The sequence below is a fragment of the Halobacteriovorax sp. DPLXC-1 genome (assembly GCF_036903125.1).
In the GTDB taxonomy this organism is placed as follows: domain Bacteria; phylum Bdellovibrionota; class Bacteriovoracia; order Bacteriovoracales; family Bacteriovoracaceae; genus Halobacteriovorax_A; species Halobacteriovorax_A vibrionivorans.
Genome location: NZ_JAYMCO010000001.1, coordinates 1,039,022 through 1,053,916, shown reverse-complemented (window position 1 = coordinate 1,053,916; position 14,895 = coordinate 1,039,022). Strand labels below are relative to the sequence as shown.

The 14,895-nt window shown below is 35.2% G+C and carries 15 protein-coding genes; 7 read left to right on the top strand and 8 right to left on the bottom strand.

Features of this window, described 5'->3' with window-relative positions; all coding sequences use genetic code 11:
- Positions 1-101: 101 nt before the first annotated feature.
- Positions 102-2,093 carry an alkyl/aryl-sulfatase gene (locus tag VCM44_RS05150; RefSeq protein ID WP_334678187.1) on the top strand — a complete coding sequence of 664 codons (1,992 nt, stop codon included), beginning with the start codon at positions 102-104 and terminating at the stop codon, positions 2,091-2,093.
- An 18-nt stretch (positions 2,094-2,111) separates the two neighbouring features.
- On the opposite strand, the gene VCM44_RS05145 is transcribed toward VCM44_RS05150, so the two are convergent.
- Positions 2,112-4,004 carry an MFS transporter gene (locus VCM44_RS05145; RefSeq protein ID WP_334678186.1) on the bottom strand — a complete coding sequence of 631 codons (1,893 nt, stop codon included), beginning with the start codon at positions 4,002-4,004 and terminating at the stop codon, positions 2,112-2,114.
- 83 nt (positions 4,005-4,087) lie between these two features.
- Here VCM44_RS05145 and grxB point away from each other — a divergent pair, with 83 nt between their 5' ends.
- Complete coding sequence (gene grxB, locus VCM44_RS05140) at positions 4,088-4,732, top strand: glutaredoxin 2 (RefSeq protein WP_334678185.1); 645 nt, start codon at positions 4,088-4,090, stop codon at positions 4,730-4,732.
- A 2-nt stretch (positions 4,733-4,734) separates the two neighbouring features.
- Here grxB and VCM44_RS05135 read toward each other — a convergent pair whose 3' ends face one another.
- Positions 4,735-5,181, bottom strand: a complete 447-nt coding sequence (locus VCM44_RS05135) for an Mpo1 family 2-hydroxy fatty acid dioxygenase (RefSeq protein WP_114705270.1) — start codon at positions 5,179-5,181, stop codon at positions 4,735-4,737.
- 74 nt (positions 5,182-5,255) lie between these two features.
- Positions 5,256-5,903 carry a 50S ribosomal protein L25 gene (locus tag VCM44_RS05130; RefSeq protein WP_114705271.1) on the bottom strand — a complete coding sequence of 216 codons (648 nt, stop codon included), beginning with the start codon at positions 5,901-5,903 and terminating at the stop codon, positions 5,256-5,258.
- A gap of 109 nt (positions 5,904-6,012) precedes the next feature.
- On the opposite strand from VCM44_RS05130, the gene VCM44_RS05125 reads away from it, so the two are divergent.
- Both VCM44_RS05125 and grxD read left to right on the top strand, forming a co-directional pair.
- Positions 6,013-6,666, top strand: coding sequence for an alpha/beta hydrolase (locus VCM44_RS05125; RefSeq protein ID WP_334678184.1), 654 nt, complete (start codon positions 6,013-6,015; stop codon positions 6,664-6,666).
- A gap of 81 nt (positions 6,667-6,747) precedes the next feature.
- A complete protein-coding gene (grxD, locus tag VCM44_RS05120) occupies positions 6,748-7,134 on the top strand; it encodes a Grx4 family monothiol glutaredoxin (protein WP_114705273.1) in 387 nt (128 codons plus the stop codon).
- 4 nt (positions 7,135-7,138) lie between these two features.
- Here grxD and VCM44_RS05115 read toward each other — a convergent pair whose 3' ends face one another.
- The 3 genes from VCM44_RS05115 to VCM44_RS05105 form a co-directional block, all read right to left on the bottom strand.
- Positions 7,139-8,590, bottom strand: a complete 1,452-nt coding sequence (locus tag VCM44_RS05115) for a sensor histidine kinase (protein WP_114705274.1) — start codon at positions 8,588-8,590, stop codon at positions 7,139-7,141.
- Between the two features lie 104 nt (positions 8,591-8,694).
- Positions 8,695-9,438 carry a response regulator transcription factor gene (locus tag VCM44_RS05110; RefSeq protein ID WP_158536721.1) on the bottom strand — a complete coding sequence of 248 codons (744 nt, stop codon included), beginning with the start codon at positions 9,436-9,438 and terminating at the stop codon, positions 8,695-8,697.
- 2 nt (positions 9,439-9,440) lie between these two features.
- The gene (locus VCM44_RS05105) at positions 9,441-10,085 is read right to left on the bottom strand and encodes a hypothetical protein (RefSeq protein ID WP_114705276.1); all 645 of its coding nucleotides are present in this window, start codon (positions 10,083-10,085) and stop codon (positions 9,441-9,443) included.
- A 171-nt stretch (positions 10,086-10,256) separates the two neighbouring features.
- Here VCM44_RS05105 and cmoA point away from each other — a divergent pair, with 171 nt between their 5' ends.
- From cmoA to VCM44_RS05090, 3 genes are read left to right on the top strand one after another with little or no spacing between them, the layout of a single operon-like run.
- Positions 10,257-11,009 (top strand): carboxy-S-adenosyl-L-methionine synthase CmoA, encoded by a 753-nt coding sequence (gene cmoA, locus VCM44_RS05100; protein ID WP_114705277.1) that lies wholly within the window; start codon positions 10,257-10,259, stop codon positions 11,007-11,009.
- A 15-nt stretch (positions 11,010-11,024) separates the two neighbouring features.
- A complete protein-coding gene (gene cmoB, locus VCM44_RS05095; RefSeq protein ID WP_114705278.1) occupies positions 11,025-11,954 on the top strand; it encodes a tRNA 5-methoxyuridine(34)/uridine 5-oxyacetic acid(34) synthase CmoB in 930 nt (309 codons plus the stop codon).
- 9 nt (positions 11,955-11,963) lie between these two features.
- Positions 11,964-12,341: a YbaN family protein gene (locus VCM44_RS05090; RefSeq protein WP_114705279.1), complete on the top strand. Its 378-nt coding sequence runs from the start codon at positions 11,964-11,966 to the stop codon at positions 12,339-12,341.
- A gap of 1 nt (position 12,342) precedes the next feature.
- Here the strand turns inward: VCM44_RS05090 and VCM44_RS05085 are convergent, their stop codons facing one another.
- The gene (locus tag VCM44_RS05085; RefSeq protein ID WP_114705280.1) at positions 12,343-13,002 is read right to left on the bottom strand and encodes a Type 1 glutamine amidotransferase-like domain-containing protein; all 660 of its coding nucleotides are present in this window, start codon (positions 13,000-13,002) and stop codon (positions 12,343-12,345) included.
- A gap of 3 nt (positions 13,003-13,005) precedes the next feature.
- On the bottom strand, positions 13,006-14,841 hold the full coding sequence (locus VCM44_RS05080; RefSeq protein WP_334678183.1) for a hypothetical protein: 1,836 nt from the start codon (positions 14,839-14,841) through the stop codon (positions 13,006-13,008).
- Between the last annotated feature and the right edge of the window lie 54 nt (positions 14,842-14,895).

Here is a 14,895-nt window from a genome sequence, read left to right as displayed (position 1 = left end):
CGAAGCCTTCTCTTTTTCTTTACTTTATTTAACCTTCCTTCTTATCATAAAACGATTCTTTCCAACCGATTATTCTCCTATGAAAAGTTAAAGGAGAATCTATGCAAAAAAGAATTTCAATTCCAACCTTACTTCTTACCCTTGTATTAATCGGTTGCTCAAGAGGTGGATCTTACACATTTAATAAAGAATCCAAGTCAGCATCAAATTATACGAAAGAAGCTAATCAAAGACTTTATTCAGAGCTAGACTTTAGTGACAAATCAGACTTTGATAATGCTAATAAGGGTTTTATAGCAACTATTGAAACTCCCATTATGTCTAAAGATGGAACAAAGGTAGTGTATGAGCCAAAAAAGTTCTCCCATCTAACAAAAGGTGACGCCCCTGAAACAGTAAACCCAAGTCTTTGGAGACAATCACAACTTAATTCAATCAATGGCCTATTTAAAGTTAATGAATACATCTACCAAGTTCGAGGAATTGATCTTGCAAACGTATCTTTTGTTAAAGGAAGAAAAGGATGGATTGTCATTGACCCTCTTACTGCAACAGAGACATCAAGAGCAGCACTTGAGCTCATTAATAAACACGTTGAAAGAAGACCTGTTACGGCCGTTATATTCACACATTCTCATCTTGATCACTTTGGAGGAGTCTATGGTGTGGCCAATAAGAAAGATCTTAACAGTGGAAAAGTGAAAGTATATGCGCCCGTTGGCTTTACTCATGAGTCTGTTAGCGAAAATGTTATTGCTGGAGCGGCCATGAGTAGAAGAGCTGAATACATGTATGCCAGAACACTAGACTTTAATATTCAAGGACCCATAGGAACAGGTCTAGGAAATTTTGTTGCAAACGGTGAATACGCAATAGCTAGACCGACAAAGGTAATTGATAAAGATATGAGATTAGTTGTGGATGGAGTTCCTATTGAATTTATCTACACTCCAGGAGCAGAAGCACCAACAGAGATGATGGCCTACTTCCCAAGAAGTAATGCGCTTTGTGGTGCAGAAATCATCACTCATACAATGCATAATATTCAAACATTAAGAGGCGCACAAGTACGTGATAGTTTAGCGTGGTCAAAACATATCCAACATGCGCTTGAAAAATATGGAAAAGCTGACGTTCTCTTTAGCTCACATCATTGGCCAACATTTGGTAATGAGAATGTCGTCTCTTTTATGTCAACTCAAAGAGATTTATATAAATTTATTCACGATCAAACTGTAAATCGACTTAATCAAGGAATGACTGGAACAGAGCTTGCCGATAGTATTAAATTAAATCCTAATATCGCAAAAGAGTTTGGAAATCGTGGCTACTACGGAAGCTTAAGCCATAATACAAGAGCTGTTTATGATAAGTACTTAGGTTTCTTTAATGGTAACCCGGCTGAATTAAATCCCCTTCCACAAGTTGAGTCAGCAAAGAAAACAATTGCCTATATGGGTGGGGATGCCAAAGTACTAGACTTAGCGGTACGAGACTTTAAAAAAGGTGAATATCGATATGTAGCAGAAGTACTAAATAAACTTGTGTATGCACAGCCTGAGAATGTTAAAGCAAAACAACTCTTAGCAGATACATATGAGCAGCTTGCCTATCAGGCGGAGAATGCCACGTGGAGAAACTTTTATGCACAAGGAGCATATGAATTAAGAAATGGTGTTGGAGCTCCTGCTTCGGCCACTGCCTCACCTGCTATTTTAGCTGAAATGGATACGGAATTACTTCTTGATTACTTGGCCGTTCGAGTAAATGGTGAGAAAGCTAAGTATAAAGATATTTCAATCGAATTGAATGTAACAGATAAGAAGCAGCGATACTATATTTCCCTTAGAAATAGTGTCTTAACATATTCAAGCAAAGCACCTAGTAAAAAACAGAGAGAGCTTGCTTCTAGTAGTGATAATAAGATTGAAATTAAACATGCTCAACTTGTTGAACTAGCAATGGGTGCAGCTACATTTAAGCAACTAAATAAGAGAGATGACGTATCTTTCAATGGTGATCAAAACGCTTTAAATGAATTAAGTAGTAGTTTAGATATATTCCCAAAAACATTTAATATCGTTACACCATAAAAATAAAAAAAGCCTCTGTTATGATGACAGAGGCTTTACATATTCACTTACCATTTTATCTTCTAAGTCTTTATAGCAGAACTCATCAGGGCCAATTGGCGAAAGAACAATTACTCTCACCTTTCGGCGTTTAAGTAAATTCCATCTGATTCCTTTAAAAACACCTTTACCAGAAAAAGAATAAAAGCTTCCCCATAGACCTTTTATAACAATTGGAACAACCGTAGCATTAGTTTGTTCAACAACTTTCTTAATACCTGGCTGATAACGACGAGGTTTACCATCGCGAGTAATCCATCCCTCAGGAAAGAAGCCAACACAACGCTCTTCTTGAAGAGTCTTATCGAGCTTAGAATACGCCTTATCTAATAGTTCAGGGTTTTCTTTACGTGTTGCAATTGGAATAAGATGACCTTGCATAAAGAATTGCTTTAGTCCCGGTATGAAATAATATCTGTGATCAATTACCCAACGTATAGGCCTTGGAGAAAGACTCATAACCACTCCCCAATCCACGAATGATGTATGGTTTGCAGCAATGACGACTTTACCATCTTTAGGGATATTTTCTTCACCTTCAACTTCGATGTCGTATAAAACATTTGTTAGCATATGAAAGAAGAAGCGCCACATCTCTTCATGAAAGAAGTAATATGTAATGGCCGCATAAATTAAATTTAAGCCTCCCAGAATTAGAAGACAATCAAGAGGTGTTACTTCGAGCCTATATAAAAGCATAAGCAATACAGAAGCCAAAACCATGAATATTGCATTCCAAATATTATTACCTGCGATAGTACGTGCAAGTCGATGCATCGGAGCACTATGTTGCATGAATGTGAGTTGTGAAATATAGAAGTTCCCACCAAAGATTGTAATAAGAAGTAAATCAATAATTGCTCTTATAGCTAATGGCTGAGTAAAGAACTCTGCAGGAGGCATTAGCGCTCCAGTTACAGACATTGGCCACTGTGTTGAAATATAATAAAGGTCAAATACAGCTAGTGACATACCTAGACCGGCAAGTGGAACCATTCCTACTTCAATTCTCTTACCTGAAAGCTTTGAACAGATCCAAGAACCGAGCCCCATTCCTATTGTAAAAGTTGCCATAAAGATTGAAGCAACCATCTCACTACCAAAGAAAACATTTTTAATGATAGCTGGCATTACTGATAGAACGAATGAACCTAAGAACCAAAACCATGAAATTCCCATAATTGCACGAAAAGAGTTCTTATCCTTCATGGAATCAAGTATTAGTCTGAAAGTTGGTTTCACAAATGTATAATCGATCTTTACATCATCATTTATTTCGTTAATTTTATTTTGAAAACGGGCTGTAAAGATACCAAAGACAGCAAATACTAAGATTGAAATAGCTGCTACATATGTAGAGTCAGGTGCACCAGCTGCAATACCTCCAATAATTGTCCCAATTAGAATAGCGACAAACGTTCCTCCACCAATAAGAGCTGTTCCTGTCGTTAACTCTTCATCTTTAAAAATTGCCCTTAGAGATGAAAACTTAACAGGTGAAAAGAATGAAGACTGCGCACCCATAAGAAAGAGCGTTAGCATGAGAAGAGCATAACTTTCTGTAATAAAGCCAATTGCCCCAATGATCATAAAAGCCAACTCTGTAAACTTAGTTACTTTGATAACTTTTGCTTTATCATAGTGATCTGAGATCTGCCCTGATGTTGCAGAGAAGATGACATACGGAAGAATGAAGGCCCCACCAGCGAATGCCACAAGTTCTTCTGCACTATGCCCAAAAAGTGAAACACTCTTATAAGTTATGATAAGAACAAGTGCCTGTTTAAATACATTATCGTTTGCGGCCCCCAGGAACATCGTCCAGAACAAGGGCCAAAACTTTCTCTCTTTATATAGCATTGCTAATGACATGGATTTTTCCTTAAATAATTCTTAACAATATTGTACTATTATTTACTGATACGGCATGACGCAAATACCCGAAAGGAATAAATATGAAATTATATCATTACATCCATTGTCCATTCTGTGTAAGAGTACGTATGGCACTCGGATTCTTCGATCTAGACTATGAGTCGGTAGTTTTAGACTACAATGATGAAGAGACACCTCTTAAGCTTACAAATAAAAAAATGCTACCAATAATGGAAATTGATGGCGAAATAATGAACGAATCCTTAGACATAATTAAGGCTTTAGCGCAAAAAAGTGAAAAAGATCTTCATTTAGACAAATTGGATACTGAAAGTTATGAGCAACTTGAGCAATATCTCGATGCGCTTGGAAAAGATGTTCACAACCTCTGCATGCCATATTGGGCGTGGTCAAAAGAGTTCACTCCAGAAGCTCGCGAGTACTTTATAAATAAGAAATCAGCTAAGCGTGGACCTTTTAATACACTTGCTCAAAACAAGCAGCTCTTTCTAAAAGGTTTAGAATTAAACCTCGGACAACTTCCAAGTAAGTTATTACCATTTTATGAAAGTGATAAATTTACCATTCTAGATATTCTACTGGCTTCGCATATATGGGGAATGTATATCTTTCCAGAATATCAATTTCCTCCGCAGATCCATATTTATCTACAAAAGGTAAAGGAGCTAACAAGCTTCAACTATCACGAAGACTTTTGGAAATAGACCTAAGATTTATCACCAAGAAATACCCAAATAGGTCCAATAAGAAGGAATTGAAGATCTTCAAAGAATGAAGGCTTCTTTCCTTCAATCTTATGACCGATAAATTGCCCTATCCATGCCACAACAAAAATTAAAACCCAAGTTATTAAGAAGTAGCTTCCTAAGAAACTCTCCAAGTAGAAATGATTTAAGAACATAAACGGAAGGACAAGACCTAAGGCAACACTAATTGCTTTAAAGCTTTTTAAAGTTAAATAAAAGAAACTTGCCAATATGACAAAGAGCCAGGACCAGTTAAAAGCACCGAAACTTTCAGGAGTAGGAATGGCCCACAACAATCCCAGTAATGACCAAGTGATCAAAGGTACACAGACCTCATGAATTCGTTGGTTAGTACGATTTTGATGGGATTGGCCATATAGTGATAACCAGGTTTCTAAACTCCTCATAACTAAGCTCTCCGATACAAAAAAGGGAGACCTAACGGTCTCCCTATATAATAACATAAGATGATTAAGTTATTTTATGAAGCTGCTTCTTCTTTTTCAGGAGCTTCTTCAGCTGCTGCTTCTGCATCAGCGTGAGTTTCAACAACCATTTCAGTTTCTTCAACTTCTGGCTCAACTTCAACTCTTGGCATTGAACAAGTAACAACTGTATCTGTTACATCGTGTACCCAAGTAAGACCTTTTGGTAGTGTGAAGTGCTCAAGAGTCCAGTTTTCATCAAGCTCAAGTCCTGATAGATCAAACTCAAGGTACTCTGGCATATCTTTTGGAAGACCTTCAACCTCAACTTCGTGGAAGTTAATGTTAACAAGACCACCCTGCTTGATACCAGCAGCTTCACCAATGAAGTGAATTGGAAGAGAAAGTGAAACTTTATCTTTTGCAGATACTTTATGGAATGAGCAATGAACAAAATCTGTTCCTAGATGCCCTCTTTGTACGTGACTAAGAGTTACAAGGTGTTTCTTCCCTGCAAATTCTACTTCAAAAACTTTCCCTGAATTATGAAGAAATTTCGCTAGGTCAACTTTAGGTACTTTAAAGTTAGCACCATCAAAATCTTTTCCAAAGATTACGCCTGGAATATATCCTTCTTTTCTCATTTGAGCTGTTGAAGCTCCTACATCTCTTTTTTCAACTTTTAGAATATCAGTTGTTGACACATTTTCCTCCTGTGTTCCGTGGATTCAGTAGATACTATTCTATCGACCGTTCATAAAAAAAAATTAGAATAAACTTGAATAAAAACGAACAATCTCCTATTTTTTCCCTATGAAAACACTAAAACACACCCCAATACTTGACTCTTTCTATATACCTTCAAGCGATATTGCTCCAACCAGTGCACAAAAAGTCATGATCCTCATGCATGGCCTTGGCGACTCACTTGAGTCTTATAAAATATTTGCTAAAGAAGTGAATGTGACTGGGCTAAGCTATCTTCTATTGAATGCTCCTAAGAAATACTATTTTGGCTACAGTTGGTATGACATTCCACCCAAGGATCCAATCCCTGGAATCGAAAATAGTGTCTCTATTATAAAAAGCCTAATCCATGACTTGGTTAAACAAAATGAACAACTTGATTATGAAGACATCTTCCTTGCTGGTTTTTCACAGGGAGGTTGCGTAAGCCTTGAAACCGCTTACCAGCTTGAGCACAAATTAGGAGGAATAGTTCTTATGTCCCCAAGGATTTATCCCGAAAGACTTCCCCACGACCTCAGCAAATGCCTAAGAGAAACTGATATTTTCTGTGCTCATGGTACTAATGATCCAGTCATAGATATCAATCAAACGAAGGCCGGAATTGATCATATCAACAAGCTTGGTGCAAGTTCAGAGTTTTATCAATATGAAATGGAGCATGATATCGACATCGATGAAATCATGCAATTGAGACTCTGGCTCAACGAACGTCTTTAATATTAGCTACTTACCATTGGCCATTTTCAAAGCCACTATTATTAGGTAAGATAGAGAAAATTATAAAAAAAGGAATCTTGTATGAGCGATAACCCATTTAATATCTTAGGAAAAGAATCGACACCAATTAATCAAGGTGAGGCCGTTTCAAATGTAGATAAGAACTCAGAGCTTAATGAGCAAATTAAATCATTAATTAATTCTGCAGATCTATTTCTTTTTATGAAGGGTACTCCTGACATGCCAATGTGTGGTTTCTCTGCAAATACTATTGCAATGCTAAACTCAGTTGGTAAGCCTTATAAGACTTTTAATATTCTAGAAGATATGGATATTAGAGAAGGATTAAAGGCCTATTCAAATTGGCCAACATACCCACAATTATACTACAAGGGTGAATTAGTTGGTGGTAATGACATCATTACAGAAATGTTTCAATCTGGACAACTTCAAGAAGTTTTAAAATAAGAAATTACTCACTAGGCTTAGTTATATCTAAGCCTAGTGTTATTGAAAATGTTGTATAATTAAAGTCTTTTTCAAAATCTAAAATCATTCCATTTTCCAAAGCAAGCTTCTTTGAAATACTCAGGCCAAGCCCTGTTCCACTTCCGACATCTTTAGTAGTAAAAAATGGAGTAAAGATATCTTTTACAACTTCATTCTTTATTCCATTACCACCATCTTGAATATAAATGACATATTGATTTAAAATTGTTTTTTCTATCCAAATTTTTATCCAACAATTTTCTAAAGAGTTGAACTTTTGAACTGCCTGATAAGAGTTCATCAATAAGTTTAAAATAACTTGGTAAAACTCATTCTTCTTACATTCAATTTCAAGTTCTTTATAATTATTTTTATAGTCAATATAGATTTCGCGACCAGTTTGAGCTTGAAAGAGGCCAAGTGTATCGTTAATTAGGTCATCAAGATAATGAGTCTGTTTAGAAATAGAATTTGATGAACGAGAATAAATCTTCAAACTATTTGCGATATTTTCGATTCGATCAACTTGCTTAATAATACTATCTAGCTTTTTTAAATGAGAAGGATCGATATCATTTCTTTGACTACCAAGGCGATCTAATAATTGTTCAGCTTGAATTCTAATAATACAAAGTGGATTATTTATTTCATGGGCAATCCCAGCAGACATCTGTCCAAGAGAGCGCCATCTTTCAAACTCTTCAAATTGCTTTTCTTGAATCTTGAGTGCTAATCGATTTGAGTGTTCTTGATGAACATCTCGAATCTGTAGCATATAGCGCCCAACACCCTGAATAATCATATACGTTACACTAATACGACAATAGCGTTTTTGATTTCTATTACTTTTTCGTATTGGATGAGTGACTTTAAGGGCCACTCCATTTAGTCGTTTGGCCTGTTCAAAAGTATTTAGAAAGAAGAGATAATCATCATCTCTTTCCATAATTTCAGAAAAGCTTTTACCGATATCACCATTCTTTGATGATTTATTTATATCTAAAATATATAATTCATCATTTAAGATATAAAGGTCATCATCTGTTGCAGTATAGAAGTTCTTGAATAGTGATGAAATAAAGTTTTCTGTTCCTGCATTCAAGTTACGACTAAAAACCTCTATATACTCTATCGAATTACCATCTGCTGAATATGATGGTTGTAGCCACATCTCCCACTTATCAATTTCTTCTAATCGATTTCGCGTTTCAGTGAAAAAGTGCACGATTTCACCTTTGCGTGCTTCGGCTATTTGTTTTTCGAAGAATTTTCGCTTTGCTGGAATGATTGTCTCAAGAATTGAGTCTCCAACAACAATTCCATAGCCCATATAGACTTCACTTAAATGTATATAAGTTCCATCAAAGTCGATGTGGCTGTAGAAAACATCTGAATGGAATAACTCTTTTGATAAGTTATTACTAATCTCTTTCACTTGGCGTCTCGTAAGCTTAAATACTAAATCAACAACTTCAAAAAAACAGGAATTCCCCTATAGTTAAATATAGGAGAATTCACTATTATTATTTATTTTCTGTATTACATAGATGATACAGATGATTGCTCATCACCTGAAGAACTTGCACTATGACTGTCGTCATTACTTGATGCAGATTTTTCATATGTATCAGGTATTAATGACCACTTTCCTCCACCTTCAGAGCGGATAATATAACCATAGTCGTGTAGTTTACGTCTTAAGTTATATAAGTGAACATCAACTGTTTTAGGGTGAACCGTTGTATCTCCCCATACATTATCTAAAATGTCATCACGGCTTACGATGCGATGTGGAGAATTAATAAATAGACCCAGTAGTTGTTTTTGCTTACTTGTTAAATGCTCAACTTCTTTTCCATCAAGAAGCATCGATTTATGTGCAATTGGTTGAACCATGCGACGTGGACTACCGTTAAAGACATTTTCAATCTTCACGATTAGTTCATTCTTTTTAAATGGTTTTGTTAAGTAATCTAGTGCGCCTTCCATAAAGCAGAATCTTAGAGCATCGATATCATCAATACTAGAAACGATGATAAATGGTATTACCATTAAACGTCGATCTTTAGAATGGTTTAAGTAAGTCATAAAGTTCCCATCATCTAACATTAAATCAGCAATGATTAATGCTGGGTTCTTTTCCGTTTCACTTAAAGCCTTTTGAAAATCTTCAATAGAAGTAAAGAACTTTAAGTTGTTGTAGCGATGAACTAAAGTTTGTTCATATACAAAACGACATCCCTCATCATCCTCTAAAATCCAAATTTCCTTGTCTGTTGCCATTGTCATAATTTTAACCTCACCGATAAATTGTTTTCCCCATCGAGCACATCGTATTCCCAACCCTTGGCCACAAAGTTTTCGACACCGATGTATCTTCTCAATGTTTTTTCGTTTTCGTCACCTAAGTTTAAGATGGAATCGAGGTCCTGTCTTAAGTATTTGTTTAAATCTGACTTAAGAAATATTAATTTTCTTAACCCGTCTTTAATTTCTAAGGTGATATGAATCGAATCTCTTCCCTCTTTTTTTGCTAATGTAGAAAATAGGTGGGCAAAAGCGAACAGTCCTTCACTTAAAGTGTTAGCATTCTTTGCTTCAATACTGCCATCACCAACAATAGACCAAGTTAAATCCGCAAAATGCTTCTTTAAATAAATTCGGCCTTGGCCAAATGCACGTGAAGCAATTTTACTTATTTGAACTTCTTCTTCTAAAAAATATGGAGTCGATTGCTTAAGCAAATCGAGATCTGTTTGAAATCTTTCAAGACCTTGATTAAGTCTTTTAACGAATGGATTTTCTGGATCTTGCTTTTGTAAAATCTCATCGATACAAAATCTAATGAGATGCATATGTCCAGAGTAGTCATGGGCCAAAACTCTTAGCGTTTCATTAAAGGCTTCACCTTTACTAATTTCTTTTGTCATAATACCTGCGTTGTTACTGTCTTTAATATATTTTGTTTACATACCAATAAAAATTACTTATTCAAAGTAAAATTTCACGCGGCACAATAACTACATGAAATTACAGTGGATTAGTAGGTATATTTTATAGATAAATTGGACAATGGCCGAAACTTATTCTAATTTCGGCCCATGACAAACAAATTTATGAACAATGGCGAAGATAAGGTCTTTGCCAATAAAATTGAGAAGATCTCTGATTTTGAATTTAACCAAAATGTTGCATCAGTATTTGATGACATGGTGTCTCGTAGTATTCCAAATTACCATGAAATTCATAAGATCATTATTGATCTGACTCGTCGTTTCTATAAGAGTGGAAAAGTCTTTGACCTAGGATGCTCAACAGGAACAACAATGCTTTTAATGGCAGACCACTTTAGACAAAATGATCGTCCCCTTCCAGAGTTTATCGGGGTTGATACATCTAAGCCAATGCTAGAGAAAGCTTCACAAAAGCTTAATGCCCACGGACTTCAAAATAATGTCGAACTAAAAGAAGAATCTATTACAGAGACAAAGATTGAAGATGCAGGCATGGTTATCATGAATTACACTCTTCAATTTCTTCCAATGGAAGAAAGACTTGAGGTCATAAAAAATATCTATAATGGACTAAATGAGAATGGATGCTTCATTCTGGCAGAGAAAATTATTTGCCAAGATGAGCAGATCGATAATTTACTCATTGACCTCTACTATGACTTCAAAAGAAGAAATGGATATAGTGAAATGGAGATTTCTCAAAAACGAGAGGCCCTTGAAAATGTTTTAAAGCCTTTAACTCCACAACAACAGATGAAGATGTTAAATGATGCTGGCTTTGAGAAGTCTGAGATGATTTTTAGATGGTATAACTTTTCTTGTTATCTTTGTATCAAGTAGAATTAAGTAGAGAAAATGGACAATTTAGAATATTTAGAAAAATTTGGTAATCGTGTTGATATAGAGTCTTTAAGAGAGCTAAAGAAAGCAAAACTTCATGAGTTTCGTACAAAGTACCAAAAAGAATACAAAGCAATTTTTGATCGAATTCCTTCACTCAAGCTTAACTCTACTGAGACAATTGAAACGGCCAAAGAGCTAATTCCTTGGCGCAAAGGACCATTTCAAATTGGTGAATTAGATATTGATGCTGAATGGAGATCTGATAAGAAATGGGAGCGTCTTAAGGAATCTCTTCCTGATTTAAAAGACAAGGTTGTACTCGATGTTGGCTGTAACAATGGCTACTATATGTTTGAGATGGCCAAACAAGATCCAAAACTTGTAATTGGAATCGATCCCGTTATGCATAACCAGGCCCAATTTGATTTTATTAATCACTTTAAAGGGCATGATAATTTAAAATTTGAATTATTTGGTATTGAAGACCTTCCTAACTTTCGATCTTTCTACGATGTGATCTTTTCCATGGGTGTTCTTTATCATCACCGTCATCCTCTTGAGCAATTAATCTCAATAAGAGAGGCCCTCGTACCTGGTGGCGAAATGATTATGGAGACAATTGGTATACCTGGTGAAGACTCGACTTGCCTCTTTCCTGAAGATCGTTATTCAAAAATGAGAAATGTATGGTTCCTACCAACCCTAACTTGTTTAAAGAATTGGATTAATCGAACAGGCTTTATAGATATTGAAGTCGTATCAGTGTCTACAACTAATTTTGAAGAGCAAAGGAAGACTCCTTGGTGTCCTCCGCCACATCAATCACTTGAAGATTTTTTAGATGATAATGATAAGAGTAAAACAGTAGAAGGATATCCAGCACCAGTGAGGTTCTGTATCAAGGCCAAGAAGAAGCCTACTTCACCTATTAAAACATTTTAATAAAAAGATATGATCAATCAAAGCAAGAGAATTATCTATTTAAGTTTTGGAATTGCATTCGTAGCCTTAGCTATAATTGGAGTCTTTTTACCTTTAATTCCAACAACACCATTCTTGCTACTTAGTGCCTACTGCTTTTCTCGAAGCAGTGAAAAGTACTACCAATGGTTACTTAATCATAAAATATTTGGTGAGATTATTACTGATTGGAATAAGTATGGCGTCGTATCAATTAAGAGTAAGATTATTGCAATCTCAATGATTATTGCACTCTTTAGTTATTCACTTATATATGTTGATGTGGCCCCAACAATAAAAGTCATTATTTCACTTATTGGGCTATCTATCATTACCTTTCTACTTACTAGACCGAGTCATCGTAAATAATCTATAACTTATATTTTTGACCATTTTCAAAGATGTAACATTCTCCGTGAACATATATTTCTTCATCTGTTACAACAAGACCGCTGCCATCTGGACAAGCATATATAGGAAATCGAGATAAAATTGAGTGTCTCTTCAATTCAATATCATATCGTTTAGATTTTCTATAGTGAGGAAAGAACTCGAAGTCCACTAAATTCATGGCCTTAAAGTTTCGTACATTATCTTCATTATCATCACGATCCCACGGAGGAAAGGATGCCGTCATTATATTTGGAGTTGTCATGATTGCACCGGCAGAAAGACCTGTTAGGATACCACCATTATTTGCATATTCAATTAAACGATTAAAAATACCACTTCGTCTAAGATGCTTGATAAAGTAAAAGGTATTACCTCCTCCAAGATGAATGACATCACTTGAAAGAGCTTCTTGCATTAGTGTTGAATCAAATTCGTGGTCAACAGGAAAGTGAATAAACCTTTTAAAACCGATTTTCTTATATGCTTTAATTAAGTCGACGAAATCTAGTTCCGACTCATATGAACCGGCGGGGATAAAAGTAATACTTGGCTCTTCACTTTCACACATTTCAAAAATATGCTCATCGATTTCCTCATTATCACAGAAGTCCCCTCCACCATATAAACCAATTTTCATTTCTTAGATGCCTTCTCTATAATCTCTTACAATTTGTAGGAATTCAGTAACGATAGGTTTTAATTCTTTTTTGGTATTAGAGTTTCGCTCTTGTTTTGGAACAATATTATCAGGATCAAATGTTTGATGTTCCCTAAAATCAACCATAGCTGAAAACATCGTATTAGGATCAAACTTTTTTTGCTTTTGTACAATTGATTCTACAATACGGGCAATACTATCACCTGTAACTCGATCGAACTTATTAATGATTGAAGAACGCATTAGGACTTCAAGAAGGATATCTTTTTCATCCTTATTCTCTTTTCTCGCAATTGTTTTTATAAGAGACATATAATTCTTTTGGAAGCTATCAATTTTAGCTCCCCTGTATGAATTGATTGCAAGATCTTCTTGAGTTGCATATGTAGATTTGGCAATATCAACAAACTCTTGTCTTCCAATAGTCTCTCCGCGACTTAAAATAATTTGAGGTAACTCCCTTAGAATATCACGCATACAAAAAATTGCATCCCAACAAACGCCATCACTTACTTCATATAGTCCATATGTTGATTTAGTCCTTTCAAAGTATGAAAAGTCCTTTGAAAAGCTTTCTATTATGTAATTATACTTCTTTATTAAGAACTCATGATACTTAGGAGCAATACCTACTTTGGATAAGAGATTAATCTTTTTTTGTTCGTCAAATAAATTGTCAAAGTTACGAAGAAAAGTTGATTGATAGAAATCACTTATTGGACGTTTTTCTTTATTATCTAAGTAGTCAACAATTTGAATAAATGTTTGTACGATATACTTTGCTTTATCTTTTTGTTCTTTTATTGTTGTTGAAAACCTCTGAACATCATCAAAGCGATACTCGTGATGAAATAGGCCAAATTGTCTAATTGATCCATAGTCAATAATTCCACCATTCATTAGAATATTGTCACCGTCCCAATCAAGCCAACAGAATATATAATCATCCTCAAAGTTTGCTGCTAGTCTTGCAAAAACTTCAGTCTGTTTTTTTAAAAAATATTTATATCGCCTACTCTCTGTTTTAGGGACGTTTTTCCAAGTACCATTTGTTTCTTGGCGATCAATATAGTAATTAACAATATCCTTAAGGGCATCATAATTACTTTGTTTTAAGTGATTAAACATATGAGAAGGTCGAATCAAGTTTTGATTTGCCCTTACATTTATTGAAATATTATCTTCAAACTTAATAATGGCCAAGCATCTTTCTGTTTCATAGTTATTCTTATTCATAACTTCTGAAAACATTAAGGTTGCAAGCCCTTCATCAAACTCAGAATATCCACAACCATATGATATTGTTGGATCCCCTGTTTGAAAGAATTTGTTTTGTATATGAGTAGCAGGAGAAAGGCTCGTTGCTCCTGTGCCTTGACTTGAAATATCCCAAACCTTTCCCTTATTTTTTACAACACCATTCCAAACAGACCTTCCATCACCTGATGTTTTCCCCTGTTTATTAGGATGTTGTAATTGTAGGTAGCGTGTTGCCATGTATTTATTTGGCAAAATATCCTCTTCAGGGAACTCTATCTCATTTTCAATATCGTATTCATTAATAATAACGATTGAAAATGTCTCTAAAATCTTCTCTTCTAACTCAGGTGTTACCTCTTCAGGATGAGACATTGGAATTAGGCCCATTTCCTTAGCAAGGTCAAAATTAAAGAAAGCGAGCTTACCGCCGTGTCTGCGTCTTGCTTGATATGTAATAAAAGCGTCCTTACAAGATTTCTGTAAAGGATGCTTCCCATTAATTTGGTTAAATTTAGAATAATTTAATTTTGGTTTACTTTTAAAGTTTAACGAACCCATGGATAAATTATATCCCAGAAAATGAAGCGAATTCTTCAAAACGAAGAATTTGCT

Coding starts and splice junctions, on each gene's coding strand:
- VCM44_RS05105 (WP_114705276.1), bottom strand. CDS start 10,085: ATGACAAAAGAAATTAGTAAAGGTGAAGCCTTTAATGAAACGCTAAGA.
- grxB (WP_334678185.1), top strand. CDS start 4,088: ATGAAATTATATCATTACATCCATTGTCCATTCTGTGTAAGAGTACGT.
- VCM44_RS05150 (WP_334678187.1), top strand. CDS start 102: ATGCAAAAAAGAATTTCAATTCCAACCTTACTTCTTACCCTTGTATTA.
- cmoB (WP_114705278.1), top strand. CDS start 11,025: ATGGACAATTTAGAATATTTAGAAAAATTTGGTAATCGTGTTGATATA.
- VCM44_RS05145 (WP_334678186.1), bottom strand. CDS start 4,004: ATGTCATTAGCAATGCTATATAAAGAGAGAAAGTTTTGGCCCTTGTTC.
- VCM44_RS05090 (WP_114705279.1), top strand. CDS start 11,964: ATGATCAATCAAAGCAAGAGAATTATCTATTTAAGTTTTGGAATTGCA.
- cmoA (WP_114705277.1), top strand. CDS start 10,257: ATGACAAACAAATTTATGAACAATGGCGAAGATAAGGTCTTTGCCAAT.
- VCM44_RS05125 (WP_334678184.1), top strand. CDS start 6,013: ATGAAAACACTAAAACACACCCCAATACTTGACTCTTTCTATATACCT.
- VCM44_RS05110 (WP_158536721.1), bottom strand. CDS start 9,438: ATGGCAACAGACAAGGAAATTTGGATTTTAGAGGATGATGAGGGATGT.
- grxD (WP_114705273.1), top strand. CDS start 6,748: ATGAGCGATAACCCATTTAATATCTTAGGAAAAGAATCGACACCAATT.
- VCM44_RS05085 (WP_114705280.1), bottom strand. CDS start 13,002: ATGAAAATTGGTTTATATGGTGGAGGGGACTTCTGTGATAATGAGGAA.
- VCM44_RS05080 (WP_334678183.1), bottom strand. CDS start 14,841: ATGGGTTCGTTAAACTTTAAAAGTAAACCAAAATTAAATTATTCTAAA.
- VCM44_RS05135 (WP_114705270.1), bottom strand. CDS start 5,181: ATGAGGAGTTTAGAAACCTGGTTATCACTATATGGCCAATCCCATCAA.